Annotated in this window: 24 protein-coding genes and 1 riboswitch; of the genes, 8 read left to right on the top strand and 16 right to left on the bottom strand. The window is 68.3% G+C overall.

Translation table 11 applies throughout. The features are described 5' to 3' along the window. The 7 genes from VFG33_RS05970 to VFG33_RS05940 form a co-directional block, all read right to left on the bottom strand. A partial coding sequence (locus VFG33_RS05970; RefSeq protein ID WP_325023240.1) for a GTP-binding protein occupies positions 1–600 on the bottom strand: 600 nt, incomplete at its 3' end. Next, a complete protein-coding gene (cysD, locus tag VFG33_RS05965; RefSeq protein ID WP_325023238.1) occupies positions 600–1,529 on the bottom strand; it encodes a sulfate adenylyltransferase subunit CysD in 930 nt (309 codons plus the stop codon). The genes VFG33_RS05970 and cysD, both read right to left, overlap by 1 nt. Further along, positions 1,526–2,212: a phosphoadenylyl-sulfate reductase gene (locus tag VFG33_RS05960; RefSeq protein ID WP_325023236.1), complete on the bottom strand. Its 687-nt coding sequence runs from the start codon at positions 2,210–2,212 to the stop codon at positions 1,526–1,528. Before VFG33_RS05960 ends, cysD begins: the two co-directional genes overlap by 4 nt. After that, entirely contained in the window at positions 2,209–2,358 is a 150-nt protein-coding gene (locus VFG33_RS05955) for a hypothetical protein (RefSeq protein ID WP_325023234.1), read from the bottom strand. Before VFG33_RS05955 ends, VFG33_RS05960 begins: the two co-directional genes overlap by 4 nt. Continuing rightward, a complete protein-coding gene (locus tag VFG33_RS05950; RefSeq protein ID WP_325023233.1) occupies positions 2,355–4,055 on the bottom strand; it encodes a nitrite/sulfite reductase in 1,701 nt (566 codons plus the stop codon). Before VFG33_RS05950 ends, VFG33_RS05955 begins: the two co-directional genes overlap by 4 nt. Before the next feature lie 429 nt (positions 4,056–4,484). After that, positions 4,485–5,909 (bottom strand): CHASE3 domain-containing protein, encoded by a 1,425-nt coding sequence (locus VFG33_RS05945; RefSeq protein ID WP_325023231.1) that lies wholly within the window; start codon positions 5,907–5,909, stop codon positions 4,485–4,487. A gap of 95 nt (positions 5,910–6,004) precedes the next feature. Next, positions 6,005–6,373 carry a response regulator transcription factor gene (locus VFG33_RS05940; RefSeq protein ID WP_325023229.1) on the bottom strand — a complete coding sequence of 123 codons (369 nt, stop codon included), beginning with the start codon at positions 6,371–6,373 and terminating at the stop codon, positions 6,005–6,007. Between the two features lie 228 nt (positions 6,374–6,601). Here VFG33_RS05940 and ftsH point away from each other — a divergent pair, with 228 nt between their 5' ends. Continuing rightward, positions 6,602–8,614 (top strand): ATP-dependent zinc metalloprotease FtsH, encoded by a 2,013-nt coding sequence (ftsH, locus tag VFG33_RS05935; protein ID WP_325023227.1) that lies wholly within the window; start codon positions 6,602–6,604, stop codon positions 8,612–8,614. Further along, positions 8,611–10,086, top strand: a complete 1,476-nt coding sequence (locus tag VFG33_RS05930) for an MFS transporter (RefSeq protein WP_325023226.1) — start codon at positions 8,611–8,613, stop codon at positions 10,084–10,086. The genes ftsH and VFG33_RS05930 overlap by 4 nt, the downstream gene beginning before the upstream one ends. On the opposite strand, the gene VFG33_RS05925 is transcribed toward VFG33_RS05930, so the two are convergent. Beyond that, complete coding sequence (locus tag VFG33_RS05925) at positions 10,083–10,736, bottom strand: response regulator transcription factor (RefSeq protein WP_414672926.1); 654 nt, start codon at positions 10,734–10,736, stop codon at positions 10,083–10,085. The two genes, VFG33_RS05930 and VFG33_RS05925, sit on opposite strands and share 4 nt — an antisense overlap. 68 nt (positions 10,737–10,804) lie before the next feature. Beyond that, positions 10,805–11,518 carry a signal peptidase II gene (locus VFG33_RS05920; RefSeq protein ID WP_325023223.1) on the bottom strand — a complete coding sequence of 238 codons (714 nt, stop codon included), beginning with the start codon at positions 11,516–11,518 and terminating at the stop codon, positions 10,805–10,807. A gap of 276 nt (positions 11,519–11,794) precedes the next feature. Here VFG33_RS05920 and VFG33_RS05915 point away from each other — a divergent pair, with 276 nt between their 5' ends. Both VFG33_RS05915 and VFG33_RS05910 read left to right on the top strand, forming a co-directional pair. Next, a complete protein-coding gene (locus VFG33_RS05915; RefSeq protein WP_325023221.1) occupies positions 11,795–12,496 on the top strand; it encodes an MIP/aquaporin family protein in 702 nt (233 codons plus the stop codon). A gap of 40 nt (positions 12,497–12,536) precedes the next feature. After that, positions 12,537–13,997: a catalase gene (locus VFG33_RS05910; protein ID WP_325023219.1), complete on the top strand. Its 1,461-nt coding sequence runs from the start codon at positions 12,537–12,539 to the stop codon at positions 13,995–13,997. 72 nt (positions 13,998–14,069) lie between these two features. On the opposite strand, the gene VFG33_RS05905 is transcribed toward VFG33_RS05910, so the two are convergent. After that, positions 14,070–14,543, bottom strand: a complete 474-nt coding sequence (locus VFG33_RS05905; protein WP_325023217.1) for a GbsR/MarR family transcriptional regulator — start codon at positions 14,541–14,543, stop codon at positions 14,070–14,072. Positions 14,544–14,606: 63 nt separating this feature from the next. On the opposite strand from VFG33_RS05905, the gene VFG33_RS05900 reads away from it, so the two are divergent. Then, positions 14,607–16,175: a DHA2 family efflux MFS transporter permease subunit gene (locus VFG33_RS05900; RefSeq protein WP_325023215.1), complete on the top strand. Its 1,569-nt coding sequence runs from the start codon at positions 14,607–14,609 to the stop codon at positions 16,173–16,175. Positions 16,176–16,228: 53 nt separating this feature from the next. Here VFG33_RS05900 and VFG33_RS05895 read toward each other — a convergent pair whose 3' ends face one another. Next, positions 16,229–17,677: a glycine hydroxymethyltransferase gene (locus VFG33_RS05895; protein WP_325023213.1), complete on the bottom strand. Its 1,449-nt coding sequence runs from the start codon at positions 17,675–17,677 to the stop codon at positions 16,229–16,231. Positions 17,678–17,713: 36 nt separating this feature from the next. Further along, a riboswitch (ZMP/ZTP riboswitch) is annotated at positions 17,714–17,795 on the bottom strand. Positions 17,796–17,966: 171 nt separating this feature from the next. Between VFG33_RS05895 and VFG33_RS05890 the strand changes: the two genes are divergently transcribed. Further along, positions 17,967–19,127 (top strand): RNA-guided endonuclease InsQ/TnpB family protein, encoded by a 1,161-nt coding sequence (locus tag VFG33_RS05890; RefSeq protein ID WP_325023211.1) that lies wholly within the window; start codon positions 17,967–17,969, stop codon positions 19,125–19,127. A 70-nt stretch (positions 19,128–19,197) separates the two neighbouring features. Here VFG33_RS05890 and VFG33_RS05885 read toward each other — a convergent pair whose 3' ends face one another. The 5 genes from VFG33_RS05885 to VFG33_RS05865 form a co-directional block, all read right to left on the bottom strand. Then, the gene (locus VFG33_RS05885) at positions 19,198–20,829 is read right to left on the bottom strand and encodes an acyl-CoA dehydrogenase family protein (RefSeq protein ID WP_325023209.1); all 1,632 of its coding nucleotides are present in this window, start codon (positions 20,827–20,829) and stop codon (positions 19,198–19,200) included. A gap of 85 nt (positions 20,830–20,914) precedes the next feature. Next, positions 20,915–21,661, bottom strand: a complete 747-nt coding sequence (locus VFG33_RS05880; RefSeq protein WP_325023207.1) for an ATP-binding cassette domain-containing protein — start codon at positions 21,659–21,661, stop codon at positions 20,915–20,917. Then, the gene (locus tag VFG33_RS05875; RefSeq protein WP_325023205.1) at positions 21,658–22,254 is read right to left on the bottom strand and encodes a hypothetical protein; all 597 of its coding nucleotides are present in this window, start codon (positions 22,252–22,254) and stop codon (positions 21,658–21,660) included. Before VFG33_RS05875 ends, VFG33_RS05880 begins: the two co-directional genes overlap by 4 nt. A gap of 8 nt (positions 22,255–22,262) precedes the next feature. Continuing rightward, positions 22,263–23,543: a DUF7224 domain-containing protein gene (locus tag VFG33_RS05870; RefSeq protein ID WP_325023204.1), complete on the bottom strand. Its 1,281-nt coding sequence runs from the start codon at positions 23,541–23,543 to the stop codon at positions 22,263–22,265. A 32-nt stretch (positions 23,544–23,575) separates the two neighbouring features. Further along, positions 23,576–24,007: a hypothetical protein gene (locus VFG33_RS05865; protein ID WP_325023202.1), complete on the bottom strand. Its 432-nt coding sequence runs from the start codon at positions 24,005–24,007 to the stop codon at positions 23,576–23,578. A gap of 292 nt (positions 24,008–24,299) precedes the next feature. Here VFG33_RS05865 and VFG33_RS05860 point away from each other — a divergent pair, with 292 nt between their 5' ends. Together VFG33_RS05860 and VFG33_RS05855 are read left to right on the top strand one after the other, a co-directional pair. Continuing rightward, the gene (locus tag VFG33_RS05860; protein WP_325023200.1) at positions 24,300–24,731 is read left to right on the top strand and encodes a hypothetical protein; all 432 of its coding nucleotides are present in this window, start codon (positions 24,300–24,302) and stop codon (positions 24,729–24,731) included. Between the two features lie 49 nt (positions 24,732–24,780). Next, positions 24,781–25,212 (top strand): hypothetical protein, encoded by a 432-nt coding sequence (locus VFG33_RS05855; RefSeq protein ID WP_325023198.1) that lies wholly within the window; start codon positions 24,781–24,783, stop codon positions 25,210–25,212. The last annotated feature ends 176 nt before the right edge of the window (positions 25,213–25,388 follow it).

Below are 25,388 nucleotides of genomic sequence, written 5' to 3'. Positions count from 1 at the left end.
CTCTACGACGTTGTCCCCGACGAGCGCCGAGACCGGGATCGCCTGGACGTCCGCGATCCCGAGTTGGTCCGCGAGTTGCGAGACGTCCTTACCGATCCCCTTGAAGACGGCCTCGTCGTACCCGACCAGGTCGATCTTGTTCACGGCCAGGACGACATGCGGCACCCGGAGCAGACCGGCCACGGCGAGGTGCCGCCGGGTCTGTTCCAGTACTCCGTGCCGTGCGTCGACCAGGATGATCACGACATCCGCCGTGGATGCCCCGGTCACCGTGTTCCGGGTGTACTGCACGTGTCCCGGGCAGTCGGCCAGGATGAACGAGCGCTTGTCGGTCGCGAAGTACCGGTAGGCGACGTCGATCGTGATGCCCTGCTCGCGCTCGGCGCGCAGGCCGTCGGTCAGCAGGGCGAAGTCGAAGTCACCACCACGGGCCTCGGAGACTGTTTGAACGTGGGCGATCTGGTCGGCCAGGATCGCTTTGCAGTCGTGTAGCAGCCGCCCGACCAGAGTGGACTTCCCGTCGTCGACGGAGCCGGCCGTGGCGAGCCGGAGCAACTGGCGCTGCGGCAGGTGTTCCCTAACGGGGAGAGTGGTGGTCATCAGAAGTACCCCTCCCGCTTCCGGTCTTCCATCGCGGCCTCGCTGACCCGGTCGTCTGCCCGGGTCGCGCCTCGCTCGGTGAGTTCGCTGGCGGCGACCTCGACGACGACCTCGGCCGGAGAAGATGCCGTCGATGCGACCGCTCCGGTGCAGGACATGTCGCCGACGGTCCGATAGCGGACCACTCGCCGGGAGACCTCTTCGCCGGATCGCGGCTGCGAGTAGGGGCCGACGGCAAGCAACATGCCGTCGCGCTCGAACACGTCCCGCTCGTGGGCGTAGTAGATGTTCGGGAGAGCGATCTCTTCGCGCTCGATGTAGTTCCACACGTCCAGCTCGGTCCAGTTGGACAGCGGGAACACCCGGACGTGCTCGCCCGGCTTGTGCTTGCCGTTGTAGAGCGACCACAACTCGGGCCGCTGGTTGCGCGGATCCCACTGGCCGAACTCGTCGCGCAGGCTGAAGATCCGCTCCTTCGCCCGGGCCCGCTCCTCGTCCCGGCGGCCGCCGCCGAAGACGGCGTCGAACCGGTGCCCGTTGATCGCGTCCAGCAACGGAACCGTCTGCAGCGGGTTGCGGGTACCGTCCGAGCGCTCGCGCAGCCGCCCGTCCGCCAGGTAGTCCTCGACCCGCGCCACCTCGAGCCGCAGTCCCAGAGACGCGACCACGGAATCGCGGTACTCCAGCACCTCGGAGAAGTTGTGCCCGGTGTCGACGTGCAGCAGCGTGAACGGCACCCCGGCCGGCGCGAACGCCTTGCGGGCCAGGTGCAGCATCACGATGGAGTCCTTGCCGCCCGAGAAGAGGATCACCGGCCGCTCGAACTCGGCCGCCACCTCGCGGAAGACGAAGATCGACTCGCTCTCCAGCGCGTCCAGCTCGCTCACGGCAGCGACGGCTGGGCTGTCAGCTCCGATCGTCGCGGTCATGTGTGCAGCCCGCATTCGATCTTGCCCTGGCCGGCCCAGCGACCGCTGCGCGGATCCTCGCCCGGAGCCACCTGCTTGGTGCAAGGAGCGCACCCGATCGACGGATAGCCGTCGTACTGCAGCAGGTTGACCAGCACACCGTTGTCGGTGATGTACCCGTCCAGATCCTCCTGGGTCCACGGTGCCAGCGGGTTCAGCTTCACCATGTCGCGCTTCTCGTCGTACTCGACGACCTGGGTGTTCGCCCGGGTCGGCGCCTCCTCGCGGCGAACGCCGGTGACCCAGGCCTTGTAGCCGGACAGCACCCGGTTCAGCGGCTCGACCTTGCGGAGCGCGCAGCACTTGTCGGGCTCACGCGCGAAAAGATCCTTGCCGTACTCCGCGTCCTGTTCCGCGACGGTTTGCTTGGGGGTGGCGTTGATCAGGTTGATCGGCAGGGTCGCGGCCACCGCGTCCCGGGTGCCGATGGTCTCGGCGAAGTGATAGCCCGTGTCGAGGAAGAGCACGTCCACCCCGGGGGCCGCCTCGGCTGCCAGGTGGGGGAGGGCCCCGTCTGCCATCGATGCGGTCACCACGAGCTCGTCGCCGAAGGTCTCCCGCGCCCACGCCAGCACTTCCTGTGCCGAGGCGTCGGCTAGTCGTTCGTTCGCCTCTTCGGCGAGCGTCCTCAGGTCCGTACTCATTCCACGTTCACCCGCAGTCCGATCATCTTCAGCTGGAACACCCGTGCACAAGGGCGGCACTCCCACGCGCCATGACCCTCTTCAGAAGGACGAAGGTCCTCATCACCGCAGTACGGGCAATACAACGGCGCAGCTCGTTCGCTCATTGCAACGCTCCTTCCTCGGCACGGACGACCCACTGGGCGAAGCGTTCGCCCTCGGACCGCTCTTTCAGGTAGGTCTGGGTGATCCGCTCGACGTAGTCGGCCAGGCCGACCGCGGTCACCTTGTGGCCCCGCAGCTTGCGGCCGAACCCGGCGTCCAGGCCGAGACCGCCCCCGAGGTGGACCTGGTAGCCCGGCACCTGGTTGCCCTCGGCATCGTTTACCAGCTGACCCTTGAGGCCGATGTCGGCGACCTGGATCCGGGCGCAGGAGTTCGGGCAGCCGTTCACGTTCACCGTGATCGGTACGTCGAGGTCGGGGATCCGCTCCTCCATCTCGCCGATCAGCTGGGCTGCCCGGGCCTTGGTCTCAACGATCGCCAGCTTGCAGAACTCGATCCCGGTGCAGGCCATCGTGTTGCGCCGCCAGGCTGACGGCCGTGCCTGGTACCCGAGGGCATCCAGTTCGGCGACCAGGGACTCGACCTTCGACTCCTCGACGTCGAGGATGATGAACTTCTGCTGCGCGGTGGTCCGGATCCGGTCCGATCCGTGCGCGGCGACCACGTCGGCCACCTTCGCCAGCGAAGCCCCGGACACCCGCCCGACCACGGGCGCCACGCCCACGTAGTACCGGCCGTCCTTCTGCTGGTGCACACCGACGTGATCACCCTGTACTGCGGGGATCTCGGGCGCGGGTCCGTCGATCAGCTTGCGCTGGAGGTATTTCTCCTCGAGCACCTCACGGAATTTCTCGACGCCCCAGTCGGCGATCAGGAACTTGATCCGCGCCCGGGTGCGGAGCCGGCGGTAGCCGTAGTCGCGGAAGATGCTGACCACGCCCCACCAGGCCAGGTGCACCTCCTCGAGCGGGATCCAGGCACCGAGCCGCTGCGCGAGCATCGGGTTGGTGGACAGACCGCCGCCGACCCAGAGGTCGAAACCCGGGCCGTGCTCGGGGTGGTTCACCCCGACGAAGGCGATGTCGTTCACCTCGGGCACCACGTCGTGCGACGGGTGACCGGTCATCGCGGTCTTGAACTTGCGGGGCAGGTTGGAGAACTCGGTGGTGCCGATGTAGCGCTCGACGATGTCGTCGATCGCCGGTGTCGGGTCGATGATCTCGTCCGCGGCGATCCCGGCGACCGGGCTGGAGATGATCACCCGCGGCACGTCACCGCAGGCCTCGGTGGTGTAGAGGCCGACCGCCTCGAGCTTCTGCCAGATCGCCGGCACATCCTCGACCCGGATCCAGTGCAGCTGGATGTTCTGCCGGTCGGTGATGTCGGCGGTGTCGCGGGCGTAGGTGCTGGAGACCTCCGAGATGACCCGGAGCTGCTCGGTGCTGAGCTGGCCGCCCTCGATCCGGATCCGGAGCATGAAGTACTTGTCGTCCAGCTCCTCCGGCTCGAGCGTCGCCGTCTTGCCGCCGTCGATGCCCGGCTTGCGCTGGGTGTAGAGACCCCACCAGCGGAACCGGCCGCGCAGGTCGGCGGGATCGATCGAGTCGAAGCCGCGGTGGGCGTAGACGTTCTCGATCCGGGCCCGGACGTTCAGCCCGTCGTCGTTCTTCTTGTTCTCCTCGTTCTTGTTCAGTGGCTCGCGATAGCCGAGCGCCCACTGGCCTTCGCCTTTGCCCTTGCGCGGGCGGGCTGCCTTACGAGGGGGATCAGTACGGGGAGCAGAAGTGACGCCAGTCATCCGGAACGTGTCCTTGTCTGCTAGAGACAGGTGCGTCCGCGCTGAGCGAGCTCGAAGCGTCGTCGATTCGATCTGGTCTGCGCGGTGCGCACCCAGCGGTGATCAGGTGATCATGGGCCTTCAGCAGGCCCGCAGGGTGGCTGTCAGAGCATCGAAGGACAACAGATGGCGCTGCGCATGCGACCGAGGTCGACGTGGATCCGACCTACGAGATGTGTCGAGCGGGCAGCGAGCATGGTGATAAGCCTCAGCGCCAACGCCTGACAAATCAACTCCCGTTCCTGCATCGTGAGACGTAATCTCACGATGTGGCTATGTCTACCAGCCTGCTGCGGATTGATTCGCGCTGAAAAGCAGCACCCGGGCCAGGTTGTACAACTTTCTCCTGTGATGCTGATCTCGCGGGCTGGACGGGCCGGCAGGCACAGCTCACGAGCTGATCCGGTCAGGGTCGCGCCAGCGGCCGGCGAGGGGGAAATCGACCGCGACCTCGGTACCGTCTCCGTCCGGGCTGTTCACCGTGATCGTGCCCCCCAGTGCCTGGATGCGGTCGATCAGGCCGATCAGTCCGGAGCCGCGGCCCGGGCGGGCGCCACCGACGCCGTCGTCACGGACGGTCAGGTGCAGGGTGTCGTCCAGCGTCTGGACCTTGACCTCGACGAACGACCCCTTGGCGTGCTTCGTGGCGTTGGTGAGCGCCTCGGAGACGACGTAGTACGCCGCGACCTCGATCTCCTCGGACGGCCGCTCCGGGACATCCACCTGGAGCTCGACCGGGATCACGCTGCGGCGGGCGAGCGCCTTCAGCGCGGGCGGCAGGCCGCTGCCGGACAGGATCGCGGGGTGGATCCCGCGGGACAACTCGCGCAGGTCATCGGTCGCCTCGGTGAGTTCGTCGGCGACCTCCGCCAGGTGCGCCCTGAGCTCGCTCAGCTCGTTTGGCGTGGACGCCTCGATGGAGCGCAGGTCGAGCACCAGCGCCACCAGCCGCTGCTGCGTACCGTCGTGGAGGTCGCGTTCGATCTGCCGGCGCGCGTGGTCGGTGGCTGTCACGATCCTGGTTCGCGAGGCGGCGAGTTCCTCCCGGTTCTCCTGCAGCGAGCCGGCCATCGTGTTGAAGCTGCGCTCCAGCAGCCCGACCTCACCGGGACCGCCCTCGGGAAGACGCGCCCCGAGATCGCCGCCCGCGAGCCGTCCCGCCATCCCGGCCACCTGGCGGACCGGGCGGACGATCGCTCTGCTCAGATAGCCGGCGAAGAGGACGATCAGCAGCACCGAGCCGGCCAGGCCACCGGCCGCGGCCATGATGGCGCGATTGACGTCCGTGTCGGACTGATCCTCCCGCGCGTCGGCGAGGCCCTGCTCGGTGGCGATCAAGCCGTTGAACTCGGTCCGGATCGCGTCTAGGCGGTCCCTGCCCCCCTCGATCGCCGTCGCGGTGCGAACCGACTCCGGGTCGCGCCGCGCCGCCGCGACCAGGGGGATCGAGTAGTTCCGGATGTAGGAGTTGCCCTCCTGGGTGATCCGCTCGGCCCGGGCCATCTGCTCGGAGTTGCCGGCGACGAGCTTCTCCAGCTGCGCGGCCTGGCCCGGAAACGCGGTCTGTGCCGCCTCCCAGGGCTCGAGGAAGCTCTCCTGGCCGCTGATCACGAACCCGCGCTCGCCCGTCTGCACATCGACGATCTGCCGCTCCAGACCGTTCGCGACCACGAGTACCTGCTCCGACCGGCGCGCCTTCGCCTCGGCGTCACGCAGCTGCGTGATCGACACGAGCAGCACCACGAAGACGCCGCACACGATCAGCGCGAGCAATGCGCTCGCGACGGTCGTACGACGGGTCAGACCGCCCCTCACCTCAGCCTCCGATCCCTACGGACCGTCATGGCGTGTCCATGGCAGAAAACGCTAGCCCATCCTGTCTGACGGGCCGGGTATCGCCGTGGCGGCGGTCACCCGGCGGCCCCGAGCAGGTCACGGATCGCCTGCCCGGACAGGGTGGTCTTGGGGAGGAACCCGACCGCGCGACTGGCCGCGATCAGGTCGGCGTAGTCCTCTTCGGAGTGGGCGGAGATCAGGATCACGGGGGTGGGACCCATGTCCGCCTCGCGGTACAGCCGCCGGACGACGTCGAAGCCGCTGAGGCCGCCCAGATCGATGTCCACCAGGGTGACGTCCGGCCGGAGCTCGGTGACCCGATCGACTGCCTCCGCGCCGGTCGAGGCCACTCCCACGACCGAGATGCCCTCACGCTCCAGCAAGCCGCGGGCCGCATTCAGAAAGCGAGGGCTGTCGTCGACGATCACGCAGCGCAGCTCCATGACCCCAGGATGTCCAACGGACAGGTCACGGGCATTCCTGCTAGCTGGACACTCCGTGACCTGCCACCCACCGGGGCTGGTAGCGGGTAGTCCGGGACACCAGCCAGCCGCAGGGTGCGATGGCCGCTGGCCGCGATGATCCGGGCCCTTCTCCTGGCCACCATGGACAAGGAAGGCCCGGTGCCAGGCCCTCCTCGGCCACCGCACCGGCCGAGGAGAGGACACTTGATGATCCGCAGGTCAGCCGCCCGGAAATCCACGGTGCACCCGACCGGGCCGGCCAGATCGGGCCCGCCGCCAGAGCGGCCGGCGACGCCGGCGCCACCCAGCCCACCGAAGTGGCGGAACTGGCTGCTGGTCGTCGGCCTGCTGCTCACGATCGGGCTCTTCGTGCTGCCGTCGCGGATGGACAACGCGCAGCAGCTCGACTACTCGCAGCTGAAGAGTGATCTCACGGCGGGCAAGGTCACCTCGGTGGCCATCGGCCCGGACGGCAAGATCTCGGGCAAGCTGACCAGCGGCACCAGCTTCACCTCCAGCTACCCGATCGGGATCCAGGACCCCCAGTTCGAGACGCTCCTCGATTCGCCGAAGTTGCAGGTCACCACGCAGGCCGCCGAGACCTCCATCGGCTCGCTGCTGCTGAACTTGTTGCCGCTAGCCCTCATCGTCGGGCTGTTCGTGTGGACCGGTCGTGCCGCCAGCCGGCAGCTCGGCGGCATCGCCGGCCTCGGCCGCTCGCGCGGCAAGCTGTTCGACACCGAGCGGCCCAGTACTACGTTCGCGGACGTCGCCGGGTACGAGGGCGCGAAGCGGGAGATCAGCGAGGTCGTCGACTTCCTGAAGAACCCGGAGCGCTACCGGCGGGCGGGTGCGGTCGGTCCGAAGGGTGTCCTGATGGTCGGACCGCCGGGGACCGGTAAGACCCTGCTGGCTCGCGCGGTGGCCGGAGAGGCCGGGGTCCCGTTCATCTCGGTGACCGGCTCGAGCTTCGTCGAGATGATCGTCGGCGTCGGTGCCGCGCGCGTCCGCGACCTGTTCGCCGATGCCCGCCGCCGGGCGCCGTCCATCATCTTCATCGACGAGGTGGACGCGATCGGCCAGCGGCGCGGCGGCCAGCTCGTCGGCAACGACGAACGCGAGCAGACCCTGAACCAGATGCTGGCCGAGATGGACGGGTTCGACCCGGCCACCGGAGTCGTGGTGATCGCAGCCACGAACCGGCCGGAGATCCTCGATCCCGCGCTCTTGCGGCCGGGTCGGTTCGACCGGCAAGTCGTGATCCCGCTGCCCGCCCAGGGGGAGCGCCGGGCGATCCTGGCGGTCCACAGTGCCGGCAAACCACTCAGCCCGCTGGTCGACCTGGACGTGGTCGCCCGCAGTACGCCGGGCTTCTCGGGCGCGGACCTGGCCAACCTGATCAACGAGGCCGCGATCTACGCGGTGCGGGGCGGCCGCGAGGTGATCGAGCCGCTGGACTTCAGCGAGGCCCGGGACCGCATCCTGCTCGGCCATCGCGACAGCTCCAACGCGTTGCTGCCCGACGAGAAGCAGTCGGTCGCAGTACACGAGAGTGGTCACGCTCTGGTGGCCGCGCTGTCGAAGGACGGTGACCCGGTCGCGAAGGTGACCATCCTGCCGTCCGGCCAGGCCCTCGGGGTCACCGAACAACTGCCGATCGACGAGCGCCACCTGCACTCCGAGGGGTACCTCAAGGATTCGCTGGCCATCCGGATGGGTGGCCGCGTCGCCGAGCGGATCGTGTTCGGCGAGACCTCCACCGGGGCCAGCAACGACCTGGCGGGTGCGACCGCGCTGGCCACCCGGATGGTGCGCGAGTTCGGTATGAGCGGGACGCTCGGTCCGGTCGGGTTCGCGGCGGGCAACCCGCAGTACCTGGGCGGTGAGGAGGTCACCAGCAGGCCGTACGCCGAGGCGACGCAGCGGGTGATCGACCAGGAAGTGGCCAAGCTCCTTCGTGAGGCCGAGAAGCAGGCCACCACTCTGCTGACGGACCACCGTGAGGAGCTCGACCGTCTCACCCAGCTGCTGCTGGAACGGGAGACCGTCGACGGCGCCGACGTGGACGAGATCCTCGGCCGGAGTCCCGGCAGCCGAGTACCAGTCGGCGCCGCCGGCCACCCCACCACCGGCCACCCCACGACCGGCCACCACACGACCGGTGGAGCAGCGGCTGGCGGAGCCGGCGATCCCGCGACTCAGAGGCCGGTTGTCCGGTGAGTGGTAGCACGCCGAAGCCAGCCGGGGAGGTGGTTGTGCCGTCGGCCGGCGAGGCGCCCAATCCGCTGCGCTGGCGGGCGTTGGCCGTCAGCCAGCTCGGGGGTTTCATGGCGCTGCTCGATGTCAGCATCGTCAACGTCGCCCTGCCGTCCATCGAGCGTGGACTAGGGATGTCGGCCGGAAGCGTCCAATGGGTCGTCTCCGGCTACGGCCTGACCCTGGGCCTGGTGCTTGTGGCGGCCGGGCGACTCGGCGATGCCGTCGGACGGCGCAAGATGTTCCTGATCGCGCTCTCGGCCTTCGTGGTCGCCAGCGCACTCAGTGGTGCCGCGCCGACCGCTGGGCTGTTGATCGCGGCACGGCTGCTGCAAGGCATCGCAGGCGGCATGCTGACACCGCAGAACTCCGGCTTGATCCAAGAGCTGTTCCACGGCCCTGAGCGCGGCAAGGCGTTCGGCATCATGGGCACCACGATCGGGTTGGCGACTGCTACCGGTCCGATCGTCGGCGGCCTGATCCTGTCCCTGGTGAACGGTCCGGACGCCTGGCGCTGGGTGTTCTACGTCAACGTGCCGATCGGTCTGGTCGCGTTGGTGCTGGCGGCGCGCTGGGTGCCGACAGGTGCCGGCGGCAAGCTTCGCGACACCCATCTGGACCTGTTCGGCTCGTTGCTGCTCGGCGGTGGAGTGCTGAGCCTGCTCCTGCCGCTGGTGAACGCCGATTCCGAAGGGCTGGGCGGGGATTGGTGGCTCTTCTTGGTCTCGGTGGTCCTGCTGGCGACCTTCGTCTGGTGGGAGCTCCATACCGTGAGCCGGGGCAAGCAGCCGTTGCTGGATCCGCGGCTCGTCCGCACCGCAGGTTATGCCGCGGGTTCGGGGATCGGATTCGTCTACTTCATCGGGTTCACCGGCATCTGGCTCGTGCTCGCGTTGTACTTCCAGGACGGGCTGCACTATTCGCCCCTGCGCTCGGGACTGGCTGTCACTCCGTTCGCGCTGGGGGTCGCGCTCTCCGCGGCGATCGCCGGTCGGCTGGTGGCGCGACTGGGGCGCACGCTGACCGTGGTCGGGTTGATCACGATGGCGGCGGGGTTGGTCACCACCGCGCTGTTGCTGCGGTTCATCGGTGGCGACACCGCGGTGCTGGCAACCGCGGGGCCGCTGCTGATTGCCGGACTCGGCGGGGGCATGGTCACCTCGCCCAACCTGACGCTCACGCTGGAGAACGTGCCCGTCCGGATGGCCGGAGCCGCCGGTGGGGCGTTGCAGACCGCTCAACGGATCGGCGGGGCGATCGGCAGCGCAGTACTGGCCACGATCTTCTACAACCTGCTGATGAGGTCCGGCGGCAACTACCAGACCAGCGTGTCCGACACGCTGCTGTGCGCCTCCGCGCTGATGGTGGTGGCTCTGGTCATCGCCACGACAGACCTCCTGCGCCACCCCGGCCGCAGGATCGAAGCCAAGCCCTAGTGCTCCTCGAGGTAGGCGAGGACGGCCAGGACGCGGCGGTGGTCGTCGTCGGCCTCCGGCAGATCGAGCTTGGTGAGGATGCTGCGGACGTGCTTCTCGACAGTGCCCTCGGTGACCCAGAGCCGGCGGGCGACGCCCGCGTTGGAGCGTCCCTCGGCCATCTGGGCGAGGACCTCCCGCTCGCGCTCGGTCAGTACGGCGAGGGGATCGTGGCGGCGGCGGGCTCCCAGGAGCTCCTGGACCAGCGCGGGATCGATCACGGTGCCGCCCTTGGCGATCCGGTCCAGCGTGTCGAGGAACTCCTCCACGTTGGTGACGCGGCTCTTCAGTAGGTAGCCGATCCGGCTGCCGCCGGCCATCAGCTGCATCGCGTGCTCGACCTCGACATGGGCCGACAGCACCAGAATGGCGGTGTCGGGCCACTGCTTGCGGATCTCGGCGGCCGTCTCCAGGCCCTCGGTCGTGTGGTTCGGAGGCATCCGAATGTCGACGATGACCAGGTCGGGGAGCTGATCCCGGACGAGCGCGAGCATTTCGGTGCCGTTTCCCGCCTGGCCGACGATCTCGATGTCCGAGCGCTCCAGCAGGCTCGCGAGTCCTTCTCGGAGCAGGACGTCGTCGTCGGCGATGGCCACCCGCATTCGGCTCATCGGTATCCCTTCGGCAGTCGCTGGGGTCGGGGCGCGACCTTCGTCGAGTATGGCAGTACGCCGTTCGGTCACGACTGCGGTCCGGTGATGATGCGGCCCCCGGCCGGTGAGGCCTTGGGTTCCGTCAGGCCGCCGTAGTGCGCTGCGCCGATCCCGACAACGGTGATGAGACAGACGGTAGCGGCAAACGCGGTCAGCCAGGCCCAGGTCCGCACTCGTGGCCTGCGGCGCGTCGTGGATCCGGCGCTGACAGGCCTCGCGGCCGACTTCCGCAGGTAGCTCGCGGCCACCGTCACTATGAAGGGCAGCGTGAAGACGAGGATGAAGAAGTCCGCGACGTTGTACGCGCGGTGACCGATGTGGATGAAGTCGACCGCTCCGCGGACGCTGCCCGGTGCCGTCAGGTAGTGCATCCCGAGCCGGTCGAACAGGTTGCTGATCCAGCCGCCGACCAGGAGAGCGCCGGTGATCAGGACCGGGGTCGGCCGCCGGCAGCGCAGCAGCCCGACGACGACGAGGCTCAGCACCCCGAAGTCCAGCAGGTCGAGGAGCGCGCCCGTGGTCGGTCCGGCGTACCAGCCGCTGACCGTTTCGCCGGTCAGGGGATTGCCGCCGTAGTTGATGAAGGGATCGGACGCGTGCCGCCAGGCCCACCACTTCACTGCCTGGTCGATGACGATGACCGTCGCCAGGAGAACCAGTACCAGCGATCGGCGTCCGCTGAGGAGCTTCGGTCTCGCACGGACCAGAACTTCGGGGGCGGGCGCGGTGTACAGGTTCATCGTCGTCTCCTTGGTGGGGGCGGCTTCTTCGCGTCTCGGTGCTCTCCTTCGACGATCCCGGCCCGGAGGGCGGGCGTCATCGCGGCCACCGCCCGCAGGCAATCCCGGCGGGCTGGGGCTCGGGCTACCGGCTAGCCGCCATGTCTGCCGCCTGCCGGAACGGGGGATTCCTGCTGGCCGGTAGTGGAGTCGGCCGCTGACAGCAAGGACCCCGGCACGCTCCGGAGTGAGTGTGGAGACATGGATTACAAGCAACTCGCAGAACGGAGCTGAGCGATGGCAGTCATCACGCCGCCTCAGGAGGCAACGGAAGTTCGGCCGGCAGATCGTCGGAACGGACTTCCCGCACGGAAGTACAGCGTCGAGCTGATCGGCGCGTTCTTTCTCATCTTCACCGTCGGAACGGCCGTGTTCAGTGGCAGCACTCTTGCGCCGCTGGCCATCGGTACGGCCCTGATGGTGATGATCTATGCCGGTGGACACATCTCCGGCGGTCACTTCAACCCGGCTGTCACGATGGCCGCGCTGGTCCGTGGCCGGATCGGCGTCGTCGACGCCTTCGGGTACTGGCTCGCGCAGTTCGTCGGAGGTGTGCTCGCGGCCCTGGTCGTCCGCGGGATCGACACCCGGCCGGCCGGACTGACGGCCCTGCACCTGTCGGGTCACAGGCTGGTCGACGCGATCGTCGCGGAACTGGTGTTCACCATCGCGCTGGCCTGGGTGATGCTCAACTCCGCCACCAGCAAGGACAACCGGAACAACTCGTTCTACGGCCTGGCGATCGGTTTCACCGTGATGGCGGGCGCCATCGCCGTGGGTGGGATCTCCGGTGGGGTGTTCAACCCGGCTGTCGCCATCGGCGGCGCCGTGATGGGCATGTTCGCCTGGTCCACCTTCTGGATCTACCTGGTCGTCGAGCTCGTCGCCGGCGCCCTGGCCGGCATCGCCTTCCTGGCGATCAACAACAGCGACAAATGACTAACGGATCCCATCCATCCCTAGCCTGGAGGCACAACCCATGAGCGACACCCACCCTCATCCGACGACGACCGACGCAGGTATTCCGGTCGAGAGCGACCGTGTCTCGCTCACCGTCGGCCCGCAGGGACCGGTCCTGCTACGGGACCACTACCTGATCGAGCAGATGGCGCAGTTCAACCGCGAGCGGGTGCCCGAGCGGCAGCCGCACGCCAAGGGCGGCGGCGCCTTCGGGCGGTTCGAGGTCACGCACGACGTCAGCGAGTACACGAAGGCCGCGGTGTTCCAGCCGGGCACCAGGACCGACACGCTGGCCCGCTTCTCCACGGTGGCCGGCGAGCGCGGCACACCCGACACCTGGCGGGACCCGCGTGGCTTCGCGCTGAAGTTCTACACGACCGAGGGCAACTACGACATGGTCGGCAACGACACGCCGATCTTCTTCATCAAGGACCCGCTGAAGTTCCAGCACTTCATCCGGTCCCAGAAGCGTCGCGCCGACACCAACCTGCGCGACAACGACATGCAGTGGGACTTCTGGACCCTGACGCCGGAGTCGGCGCACATGGTCACCTGGCTGATGGGTGACCGCGGGATCCCGCGCACGTGGCGGCACATGGACGGCTTCACCAGCCACACCTACATGTGGGTCAACGCTGCTGGTGAGCGGTTCTACGTGAAGTACCACTTCAAGACCGACCAGGGCATCGAGTTCTTCACCCAGGCCGAGGCCGACGCGATGGCCGGTAAGGACCCGGACTTCCACACCCGCGACCTGTACGACGCGATCAAGCGCGGTGACAACCCGAGCTGGTCCCTCAAGGTGCAGATCATGCCGTACGCCGAGGCCGAGTCCTACCGGTTCAACCCGTTCGACATGACCAAGGTGTGGCCGCACGCCGACTACCCCTTGATCGACGTCGGCAAGCTGACGCTGGACCGCAACCCGACCGACTACCACAGCGAGATCGAGCAGGCGGCGTTCGAGCCCAGCAACATGGTGCCGGGCATCGGTCCGAGCCCTGACAAGATGCTGCAGGGCCGGATGTTCTCCTACCCGGACGCCCACCGCGCCCGGATCGGTACGAACTACAACCAGCTGCCGGTGAACGCGCCGCTGTCGCCCGTCCACAGCTACAGCAAGGACGGCAATATGCGATTCATCAAGGCGTCCGACCCTGTGTACGCGCCCAACACCAAGGGTGGCCCGCAGGCACCGGAGACCTACGGCGAGGCAGCCGGCTGGTACAGCGAGGGCGAGATGGTTCGCTCCGGGTACGCGGAGCACGCCGAGGACAGCGACTGGGGTCAGGCCGGCACGTTGGTCCGGGAGGTTCTCGACGACGCGGCCCGTCAGCGGCTCGTCGGCAACATCGCGGGTCACCTGCTGAACGGGGTGTCCGAGCCCGTGCTGGAGCGTGCGTTCGACTACTGGCACAACGTCGACCAGGACCTTGGCAACAAGGTCGAGAAGGCCGTCCGCGAAGGCCAGCAGGCCTGAGCTGACGGATGAGTATCCGGACCGGCCGCTGACTCCTCAGGAGGAGTCAGCGGCCGGTCGCAGGTCTTTCGCTCAGTGGGTGGGGTGTTCCGCCCGCCAGTTCTTGATCATCTGGTTCATGTCTTCGTGGATGAAGGCGAAGAAGTCGGCGGCTTCCAGCAGGCGCCGGCCCGCGGGGGAGTCGTGGCCGAAGAGGTCGGCGCCGGAGCGGCTGGTGGACTCCCACTCGCCGAGCGCGTTGTTGCGGCGCTCGAGGATCGCGGCGAAGACGTCGTCGCGGATCCGGTAGTGATCCTTGCGGGAACCCGGTAAGCGCTCTCGCGAGATGAACGAGACCTGCAGGAGTTGCCGGACCGCCCCGGACACAGCCGGCTGGCTGATCTTCAGCGCCTCGGCCAGCTCCGACGCGGTCATCGTGCCGGTCGGGCTGACCAGCATCCGGCCCATCACCCGGGCGGACATCGACGGCACGCCGCTGTTGGCCAGCACACCGGCGAACCGCTCGACGAACTGGCTGACCTGTTCGGGGGAGGGCTCCTGTGCCATGTCAGAACACTACAGGAATCGGATCTATCGCAATTATCACAAAGTTCTGATAATTTGCGCTGCATGACCACACCTACCGTGCCCGAAGGGACGACGCTGACAGGCGCTCGGCGCTTCGGCGTCCTGTCCGCCCTCTGTCTGGCCGTGCTCGTGCTCGGCCTGGACACCACCGTGCTGAACGTCGCGTTGCCGACTCTCGCCGCTGACCTCGATGCCTCGACCAGCCAACTGCAGTGGATGGCGAACTCGTACAACCTCGTCCTGGCGGCTCTACTGCTGCCGGCCGGCATGCTCGGCGACCGGTACGGGCGGCGCAAGATCATTGTGATCGCGCTCTCTCTGTTCGGAGCGGCGTCTCTCGCGTGTGCCCTGTCCAACTCGGCCGGCACCCTGATCGCCTCCCGCGCCGCGCTCGGCATCGGTGCCGCGATGATCGTCCCCGTTGCACTCTCCCTGATCACCGTGCTGTTCCGGACGCCGGCTGAGCGGAAGAAGGCGATCGGGTTCTTCGTCGTTGCCAACAGCATCGGTATGCCGCTCGGCCCGATCGTCGGCGGTCTGCTGCTGGACCACGCCGGCTGGCAATCGATCTTCTACCTCAACGTGCCGATCGCGGTGATGGCCGCGATCGCGGTCAGTCTGCTGGTGCCGGAGTCGCGGAGTACGCGGCGGCCGAGCATCGACTGGCCCGGGATCGCGCTCTCCAGCGCCGGTCTGGCGGCACTCGTGTACGGCGTGACGAAGGCCGGCGAGCACTCCTGGACAGACGGCACGACCATCTTCTTCCTGGCGCTCGCGGTCGTCCTGCTGGCCGGATTCCTCGGCTGGCAACGGCTGGTGACCCGGCGACCTGACGGTGAGCCGCTCATCGAACTGCGGCTGTTCAGCGAGAAGACCTTCACGGGGAGCGCTCTCCTGCTCACCGTCGCGGTGTTCGCGATCTTCGGCCTGCTCTTCACGATGCCGCAGTACTTCCAGGGCATCGGTGGCTCCGACGCGCTGCACACCGGGTTGAAGTTGCTGCCGTTCATCGGCGGGATGACGATCGGCGCGAAGTTTGCCGAACCCGTCGAAGCCCGGGTGGGGACCCGGCTCGTCGTGCTGGTCGGCTTCCTCGTGATGGCGGTCGGGTTCGCGCTGGGCGCCTTTACCGATCTGGACACCGGGTACGGCTACACGGCGATCTGGTTCGTCGTGGTCGGATTCGGACTCGGGTGTTCGATGCCGTCGGCGATGAACGCCGGCCTCGGCGTACTGGACCCGGATCGCGCCGGCACCGGATCCGCTCTGTTGCAGACCTTCCGTCAGGTCGGCGGAACGGTAGGGGTCGCAGTACTGGGGACTGTGCTGAACTCGGTCTACCGCGGCAGCGTCGATGCCGCCGGACTTCCCGCGGAGGCGGCGGACGCGGTTGAGAAGGGCGTTGCCGGCGGGATTGCCGTCGCGACGGAGACAGGGTCGGCCGGACTCCTGAACGACGTGCGCGATGCGTTCATGACGAGCCTGAACACCACCCTGTGGGTATCAGCCGGCATCGCGGTCGCAGGCGCAGTACTGGCGGCCGTGCTGCTGCCCGCCCGCGCTGCGAAGCCTTCCCAGGAAGCATTGATGGGCATCCCGCAGGACAAGTGACAGCAAACCGCGCCCGACTCCGTCAGCAGGAGTCGGGCGCGGTTGCGTGGCTGTCAGTTGAGGTCGAGGCCTGGGTAGAGCGGGTACTTGTCGAGCATTTCGGCGGAGGCCGCGTGGACCTGGTCCGCGACCCCGTCGGCGAGCACGTACTTCGCCTTCGACGGCGCTCCGGCCGAGGTGGTCGTCGGTGTGACGCTGGACAGTACGTCGACCATCAGTTCGGCGACCCGGTCGAACTCGTCGAGGCCGAACCCGCGGGTGGTCAGCGCCGGCGTGCCGATCCGGACCCCCGAGGTGTACCAGGCGCCGTTCGGGTCGCGGGGGATCGCGTTGCGGTTGGTGACGATGCCCGCGTCGAGCAGCGCCGACTCGGCCTGCCGGCCGGTGATCCCGTACGCCGAGACGTCCAGCAGCACCAGGTGGTTCTCCGTGCCATCGGTGACGAGCTTGACCCCGCGCTTCATCAGGCCCTCGGCGAGGCCGACCGCGTTGTCCGCGACGGCCTGCGCATAAGTCTGGAAGGAGGGCTGGCGCGCCTCCGCCAGGGCGACCGCCTTCGCCGCCATCACCTGGCCGAGCGGGCCGCCGAGCACCATCGGGCAACCACGGTCGACCGCGTCGGCGTACTCGGGCTGGCACAGGACCATGCCGCCGCGGGGGCCGCGCAGCGACTTGTGCGTGGTGGTCGTGGTGACGTGGGCGTGCGGGACCGGGTCGAAGTCGCCGGTGAAGACCTTGCCGGCCACGAGTCCGGCGAAGTGCGCCATGTCGACCATCAGGGTGGCGCCGACCTCGTCCGCGATCTCGCGCATCTTGGCGAAGTCCACCTTGCGCGGGTAGGCGGAGTAGCCGGCGATCAGGATCAGCGGCTTGAACTCACGAGCCTGCTCGGCCACCTTGTCGTAGTCGAGCAGCCCGGTCTCCGGGTCGGTGCCGTAGGAGTTCTGGTGGAACATCTTGCCGGAGATGTTCGGCCGGAAACCGTGCGTCAGGTGGCCGCCCGCGTCCAGCGACATACCGAGCATCTTCTGGTCGCCGAGGGCCTTGCGGAGCTTGGTCCAGTCCTCGTCGGTCAGGTCGTTGACGTGCTTCGCGCCGGCCTCGGCCAGTGCCGGGGACTCGATCCGGTGGGCCAGGATCGCCCAGAACGCGACCAGGTTGGCGTCGATGCCGGAGTGCGGCTGGACGTAGGCGTGCGGAGCGTCGAAGAGCGCTCTCGCGTGATCCGCCGCGGCCTGCTCGACGGTGTCGACGTTCTGGCAGCCCGCGTAGAAGCGGTGCCCGACGGTGCCCTCGGCGTACTTGTCCGACAGCCAGTTGCCCATCGTCAGCAGGGTCGCCGGGGAGGCGTAGTTCTCGCTCGCGATCAGCTTCAGCGAGGACCGCTGGTCGGCGAGTTCGGCCCTGATCGCGCCGGCGATGGTGGGTTCCACCGCGCCGATCACCTCGAGCGCGTTGCGGTAAGCGGCCGACGCGGCGGCGGCGTCGAAGGGTTGAGTCATCATCGTCTCCTGAGGTCGCACAGTCTCCTGTGACAGTCGCGGCACCCAGGCGCACGGTGCCGACGTCTTTTCGCTCCCCGGTGGTTCTCCACCTCACGCGCCAGTCGCGACGCGGTAACCCTAGCGTGTGCCCGGCCCGCCGTTGCCCCTTGCGTCCGAAGAACTGGCGGGACGTGTCACCACTTTCGGACGTAAGGATTCGGCATGATCCTCGTGAGGAACCCGGGCGTTCATGTCCGGGACGAATCGCTTCTCTGAACTGTCGGAGGGTCTCATTACGATCCTTGGTGTGAAGATCGTGGTGCAGGTGAAGCTGATCCCGGATGCCGTGCAGGCGGCGGCGATCGGCTCGACTCTGCGGGCGGTCAACGAGTCGGCGAACTGGGTGGCGAAGGTGGCGTTCGACCGGGGTGTGAACCGTGAGTACGAGCTACGCAAGCACACCTACGCCGAACTGAAGGACTGCGGTCTTGGAGCCCAGACCGCCCAGCACACGATCAAGAAAGTGTGTGATGCCTACCGCAGTCTGCGGGCGAACCTCCGGGCCGGGAATCTCGGCAAGCCCGGATCGAGGCGCCGGGTCAGGGCACAGGGCAAGCCGATCGCCTTTCGTCCTGGGGCGGCACAGCCGTTCGACGACCGGTGCCCGTCCTGGCAGTACGACGCCCAGACCGTCAGCATCTGGACAACCGGTGGTCGGTTGAAGGGTGTGCGGTTCGCCTGCTCTGCCGGTGCCCTCAAGATGCTCCGCGACTGCCGTCGGGGTGAGTCCGATCTGATCGAGCGCGATGGCGTGTTCTACCTGGTCGCGGTATGCGAGATCCCCGAAACCCCGCTAAACGAGCATCCTGCTGGGTGGCTCGGCGTGGACCTGGGCGTCGTCAACATTGCCACCACATCGACCGGCTACCGGGCCGCCGGTCGCGGCCTGAACGGGCACCGCAAGCGGCAGTTGGAACTGCGCCGCAAGCTCCAGGCCAAAGGCACTCAGTCCGCGAAACGACGTCTCAAGCGGCGGCGCCACAAGGAACGGCGGCACGCCGCGAACATCAATCACATCATCTCGAAGAGGATCGTGACCGAGGCTGAACGCACCTCGTCCGGGATCGCCTTGGAAGACCTGGGCGGGATTCGGCAGAGGGTACGGCTCCGCAAGCCCCAACGGGTCGCGCTCCACTCCTGGGCTTTCCACCAGCTCGGGACCTTCCTCGAGTACAAGGCACGCCGGGCCGGCGTCCCGCTGGTCTATGTCGATCCGGCCTACACCAGCCAGATCTGTGCGGACTGCGGCCACCTCGACAGGTTGAACCGGGTCGACCAGGCAACATTCATCTGCCGTGCCTGCGGGGTCGTTGCCCACGCGGACGGGAACGCGTCCCGCAACATCGCCGCCCGCGGCGAGGCTGTCTGGACAGCGGGGCGTGAGTCACGCGTCCCAGCCGCCACCTAGGCGGTTCGGACGGAGGAGTCCCACCACAGCCAGTGGTGCCCTACCTCCAAACCCGGCCCTTCAGGACCGGTTAAGTTGACAGGATGCGGTCGACGATTGGGGTGAAGGGCGTGCGGCGGGGGAGGGTGCCGAAGACGCCCGCCCAGTCGCCGGCCAGGCGGGAGGCGACGAACGCGTCGGCGACCTCGGGAGTGGAGTAGCGGACGAGCAGCGAGGCCTGCAGGCAGACCGCCATCCGCGCGGCCAGCCGCCGAGCGCCCGCTTCCGCGTTCTCCAGGTCCGACAGTGTTTCCAGTACGTCCGTGACCGCCGCGTCCAACCGATGATCCGCGCCCCGCGCTGCGCCGACTTCGGTCAGCCAGGCCTCAAGGGATTCCGGTCGCCGGAGCGCGCGCAGTACGTCGAGCGCGTTGACTGTGCCGGAGCCTTCCCAGATCGAGTTCAGCGGTGATTCGCGGAACAGCAGAGGCAGCCCGGACTCCTCGACGTACCCGTTGCCACCGAGGCATTCGAGCGCCTCGGCCACCGTCGCGGAGGTGCGCTTGCAGACCCAGAACTTGGCCAGCGGCAGCGCGATCCGGCGGAAGGCCGCGGCTTGCTCGTCGCCAGCCAGCGAGGCGTCCACGGCGGCGGCGAGACGCATCGAGAGAGCGGTTGCTGCCTCGCTCTCAAGGGCCAGATCGGCAAGCACGTTCTGCATCGCCGGCTTGTCCCGCAGTACTCCGCCGAACGCACTCCGGTACGACGTGTGCCAGGTCGCCTCGACCAGGGCCCGGCGCATCAGCGCGGCGGAGCCGAGCACGCAGTCGAGCCGGGTGGCCGCGACCATCTCGATGATCGTCCGGATCCCGGCGCCCTCGTCGCCGAGGCGGTAGCCGATGGTGCCGTGGAACTCGACCTCGCTGGATGCGTTCGACCGGTTGCCGAGCTTGTCCTTCAACCGTTGCAGGGCAAACGCGTTCTGGTTGCCATCAGCAAGAACCCGGGGGACCACGAAGCAGCTCAGTCCTTCGGGCGCCTGCGCGAGTACCAGGAACACGTCCACCTGGGGAGCGGAGCAGAACCACTTGTGGCCGTTCAGCAGGTACTCGTCGTCGGAGCCTGATGGAGTGGCCGTGGTCAGGTTGGCCCGGACGTCCGAACCACCTTGTTTCTCGGTCATCCCCATGCCCGCGAGGCTGCCGAGCTTGTCCGCCGGGTTCAGCCGGCGGGCGTCGTACTGCGTGGCGGCGAGGCGGGGGATCCACTCGGAGGCGAGCTTGTCCGAGGTCCGGAGCGCCGGGACCGCGGCGTACGTCATGGAGATCGGGCAACCGTGGCCGGGCTCGACCTGGGACCAGACGTAGAAGCCGGCCGCGCGGGTGAGGTGTGGTGATGGGCGATCGCTGATCCACGGTGCCGCCTGGAGTCCGAAGCCGACGGCCTTGTCCATCAGCCAGTGCCACGACGGGTGGAAGTCCACTTCGTCGATCCGGTGGCCGTAGCGGTCGTGGGTTCGCAGTACGGGCGGGTTCTGGTTCGCCGGGAGAGCCTGAGAGAGCGCTTCCTGCGTTCCCGCGAGTTCCCCGATCTCCGTCAGTCCGGATTCGGCCGGCAGGTCGGCCTGCGAGCGCAGAGCGTCACCGAGAGCCGCGTCCTGGGTGAAGAAGTTCACCCCCTGGAGTGGGGGAGCCTGATTCGTTACCGCGAAAGGGTCCGCCATGTCAGTACGGTAAGCGGTCTGGAACGCCCTGGATCCGGGACCCCCGTCTCGTCTGCCGGCGTCCGGCGAGGGTTGACGCACACGCTCAGCCGCTGACCGCGCCCGTCCCTTCCAGCAGCGCGCTGTACGCGGCCTCCGCGGCGCGTCCTGAGGAGACGTCCGACGGGGTGTGCGCGAGGAAGGAGTCCGTCGACCCGCTGTGCACGATCCGGCCCTGGCTCAGGACGGTGACGTGATCGGCCTCCTCGGCGAGGTCGGCGACGTCGTGGGTGGACAGCAGCACCCGCACGTCGCCGGTCACTTCCGCCAGCAGGTCGCGGAAGATCCGGCGCTGCCGCGGGTCCATGCCGGCGGTCGGCTCGTCGAGCAGCAGGACGCGCGCGTCGTGGACCAGCGCGGCGGCCACACCGACCCGGCGCAGCTGCCCGCCGGACAGCTCGCTCGTCCTCGTCCCGGCCCGGGCGGTGAGCTCGACCCGGGCGAGGGCCCGCTCGGCGCGGTCCCACGCGTCGCGCCGGTTCATACCCTTGAGCCAGCCGACGTAGGCGACGTAGTCGCGCGCGGTCAGCCCGGTCATCGGGACGACGGTCTGCGGCATCCAGGCAACCGCCCGCCGGTAGCCGCCGGTCCCGGCGGGCAGCCCGTCCAGGTCGACCGTGCCGCGGCGCGGCCGGGTGACCGAGGCGGCCAGCCGGAGCAGGGTGGACTTCCCCGCGCCGTTGGGCCCGAGCAGCACGGTGAGCCCGTCGGGCAGCTCATAGTCGAAGTCGCGCAGGACCGGCGGCCGCCAGGGCCGGTAGGTGTAGGTGCAGTTGTTCAGACGCAGTGTCATCTGGCTTCCGCCGTTCGGGGGTTCGGTGGGGTGAGCAGCAGGGCGGCGAGCCCGGCGGCGAGCATGAGGGCGGCGCCTAGCGCGGCGTGCGGGGCGCTGGTCGGCTCGGGCAGGACGGTCCACGGGTAGGGGTCGTTGCCGGCCCGGAAGCCGACGAACATCACGGCCAGCAGCCAGCCCACCGGCGCCATGATCGCGGTCTGGCCGGCGACCGCCCGCACGGCGAGCATCAGGCCGGTCAGAAAGGCGGTGTTGCGGGCCACCGCCCCCGCCCCGGTCAGGCCGATCGAGCCGATGAGCGCGCCGACGGCCAGGGCGAGGGCCGCGCAGGCGGCCACGGTGGCGACGGCCAGCGCGGCGTCCAGGGACCGCACCGGCCGGATGCCGGTCGCCTCCTGCGCGGCGAGCCGCGACTCCAGACACAGCATCAGTGCTGACGGCACCGGCACGGGCACGAACATCAGCAGCGCTACTTGCTGGGTGCCGGTGAACGCGGATGGCAGCGCCGCAGTGCCGTTCTGCACCACCACTAGGAGCACGGTGAACAGCAGCAGCGCGGCGGGGAGCACGGCGTGCGCGCGGCGGGCCCGCACCCACCACCTCATCGAACGGTGCCACAGGCGTCGGCCAGGTTCCGGTGGAACCACGCGGCCTGACGGTCCTTCGGCTGTTCAAGGACCTCCGCGACCTCGGTCTCGACCTGGGCCTGCCCCTCGAAGGGGTAGGGCTCGGCCTTGACGGCGCGGCGGTAGCGCTCGCCTTCGCCGACGACGGTGGCGGTCCAGAGGTTGAGCGCGCGGGCGGTGGCGAGGTCGACGCGGTCGCAGTCGTAGCGGACGACCGAGCCGACGAGCAGGTACCGCAGGGTGCCGGCGTCGTGGCCGCGGGTCAGACTCGCGTGCCAGATTTCCCCGGTGGAGTGCTCGATGTAGCGGCCCTCGTTGAGGCTGTCGGTGACCAACTCGGGGTGCTCGTCGACGCCTGCGGCACGCAGGTCGGCGAGGACGGCCAGGACGTCCTCGCGGACCGCCGGCAACTCGTCGTCCACGACGCTCGGCACACACACCTTCGGGCCGGTTCCAGCGCAGGTCATGGGGGCGCGGCCGGTGGCCAGCGGCGGGTTGTGGCCCCAGTCGCGGACCATCAGGTAACCGCCGAGAGTGCCGGAGAGCGCGACGGCGGCAGCGGTGACGACGACGGCCACGCGCAGTGCGAGGGCGCGGACGGGCAGCCAGAGCAGAGCCACGCCGACCGCGATCGCCGCGGTGAACAGCACGTGCGGGACCAGCCCGCGGAACGTGAACTCCTCGCCGAACATCAGCCGTTCGGCGGGCTGACCGGAGATGTGCCGCAGCCAGAACGGGGTGGTGGCGCGGGAGAACGCGACCAGCGCCCACACCCCGGCGGCGAGCAGCGGCGCGACGACGATCCGGGGCAGCCGCAGCCCGACGCTGAACCCAAGGGCGGCCTGCGCGCAGCACACCGCCATGCCGACCGGCAGCGGGGCCAGGCTCGCAAGGGTGGGCCAGACGCCCGCGGCGGCCAGCGAGGTGGCCACCGGAAGGATCATCATCAGCCAGGCCAGTCCGACCACGGGAGCCAGCGCGTGCGCCGCGACCCGGTAGCGGGACCGCGCCGGGGCGAGGGCCCACACTCCCTCGCGGCGCAGCCGACCGCTCTCCCAGGCGGCGAGGGCGGAGGCGACCGCGTACGCGAAGGGGTAGGTGAAGGCGAGGGGGTAGGAGGTGAGGGTGGGGGCGTAGCCGTGGTTGCCGCTCGGCGGCATGCCGGGGCCGAGGTAGTAGTAGTAGAGCGGCAGGCCGAGGGCGAGCGGCGCCGCCCACAACGCGCTGCTCGCGCGGAGCCGGGAGGTGGTTCTCATGGGTGCGGGTTCTCCGGGTGCGGCTCGGCGCGTCAGTCGGCGAGGGTGGTGTCCACGGTGACGCTGCTCACGTCGACATTGAACAGGGTCCCGTCCGAGATGCCGTCGATCGACTTGACCTCGAAGTAGTAGGCCCCGGGCGGCAGCCCGGACTCGGTGCCCGTGCTGGTGCCGCCGTCGAAGCACTTGGTGAACGTCTTCTCGCCATAGCCGTTGTCGGGCCAGTTGTTGATGTCCTGGTAGATCTGGATCCCGACGCTGTTGTCGAGCCGCGAATTGTTGCAGCCCTTGAAGTTGACCTCGGTGTACGACTCGTCGGCCCAGCGGCGCGACTCGAAGCCGATGGTGGCGTCGGTCATGTAGCTGCTCCAGTTGGCCCAGGCGGACGGCGCGAGCAGAACCGGCAGCGCCGCGGCGCCGGCGACAACGGCCGCGATTTTACGTTTACCGCGAAGCAATGCCATAGCAATTCTCCTAGGCGTCAGGAATTCTTTGATGTTCCCGGAAGAGCTTGCGCGCCTTTCCCTCGGTTCGCCCAGTCTTGCCCAGCTATCACCTAGATCTTGCTCAGTTATTCGCCGCGAGCTGTTGCAGCCGTTGAAGTTGACCTCGAAGCCCCGATGTCGGTGTCGGTGGATCTAGGTGATACGTGAGCAAGATCTAGGTGATAAATGAGCAAGACTGGGCGAACCGAGGGAAAGGGCGCAAGATCCTTCGGGAAACAATGATCCAGCCCGACAGAAAGGCGTTAGAGTTATGCCATTGATTCGCGGTAAGAAACGCAAAATCGCGGCCGTTGTCGCCGGCGCCGCGGCGCTGCCGGTTCTGTTCGCGCCGTCCGCCTGGGCCAACTGGAGCAGCTACATCTACGGTGCCACCATCGGCTTCGAGTCGCGCCGCTGGGCCGACGAGTCGTACACCGAGGTCAACTTCAAGGGCTGCAAGTCGGAAGTGAACCTGGCCGTCGGCATCGAGATCTACCAGGACATCAACAACTGGCCCGACGACGGCTACGGCGAGAAGCAGTTCACCAACTGCTTCATAGGAAAGACGAGCACCGGCACCGAGTCCGGGCTGCCGTCGGGGGCGTACTACTTCGAGATCAAGTCGATCGACGGGTCCTATCAGCCGTCCGCGAACTGGGTGACCGCAACCTCCGTCTCGGTCGACACCACCCTCGCCGACTGATTCGGCACGCTCCCTGCCCCGTTCCCGCCCACGAAAGGAGAGCACTTTCATGCCGTCCCCTATCAGGCTCCGCCGCGCGGCCACCGTCGCGGTCGCCGCCACCGCCCTTCCGTTCTTCTTCGCCCAGTCGGCGCTCGCTAACTGGAGCAGCCACATCACCGGCGCCGACGTCGGCTTCGAGTCGCGCCGCTGGGCCGAGGAGTCGTACACCGAGGTCAACTTCAAGGGCTGCAACAACAGCCGCCAGGACATCAGCGTCGGGATCGAGATCTACGAGGACATCAACAACTGGCCGGACGACGGCTACGGCGAGAAGACCTTCACCGCTTGCTTCAACGGCGGCACCAGTAAGGGCACCGAGTCCGGGCTGCCGGCCGGCTCGTACTATTTCCAGATCGAGGCGCACGACGGCATCCACTACACGAACCTGTACACGGTCAACGTGAGCAGCGTCTCCGTGGACACCACCCTCGCCGACTGACGGCACCTCCAGACGCAAGGCCGAGCCGCCGGACCACCCACCGCACGGGACGGTCCGACGGCTCGTCCCGCGTTGTCAGCCGGGAGGTCGCCCTGCGAGCGCAGAGCGTCACCGAGAGCCGCGTCCTGGGTGAAGAAGTTCACCCCCTGGAGTGGGGGAGCCTGATTCGTTACCGC

It is taken from the genome of Kribbella sp. (assembly GCF_035687465.1).
Taxonomy (GTDB): Bacteria; Actinomycetota; Actinomycetes; order Propionibacteriales; family Kribbellaceae; genus Kribbella.
The sequence above is the reverse complement of the archived record's forward strand: the minus strand, read 5'-3'. Positions and strand labels throughout refer to the sequence as shown.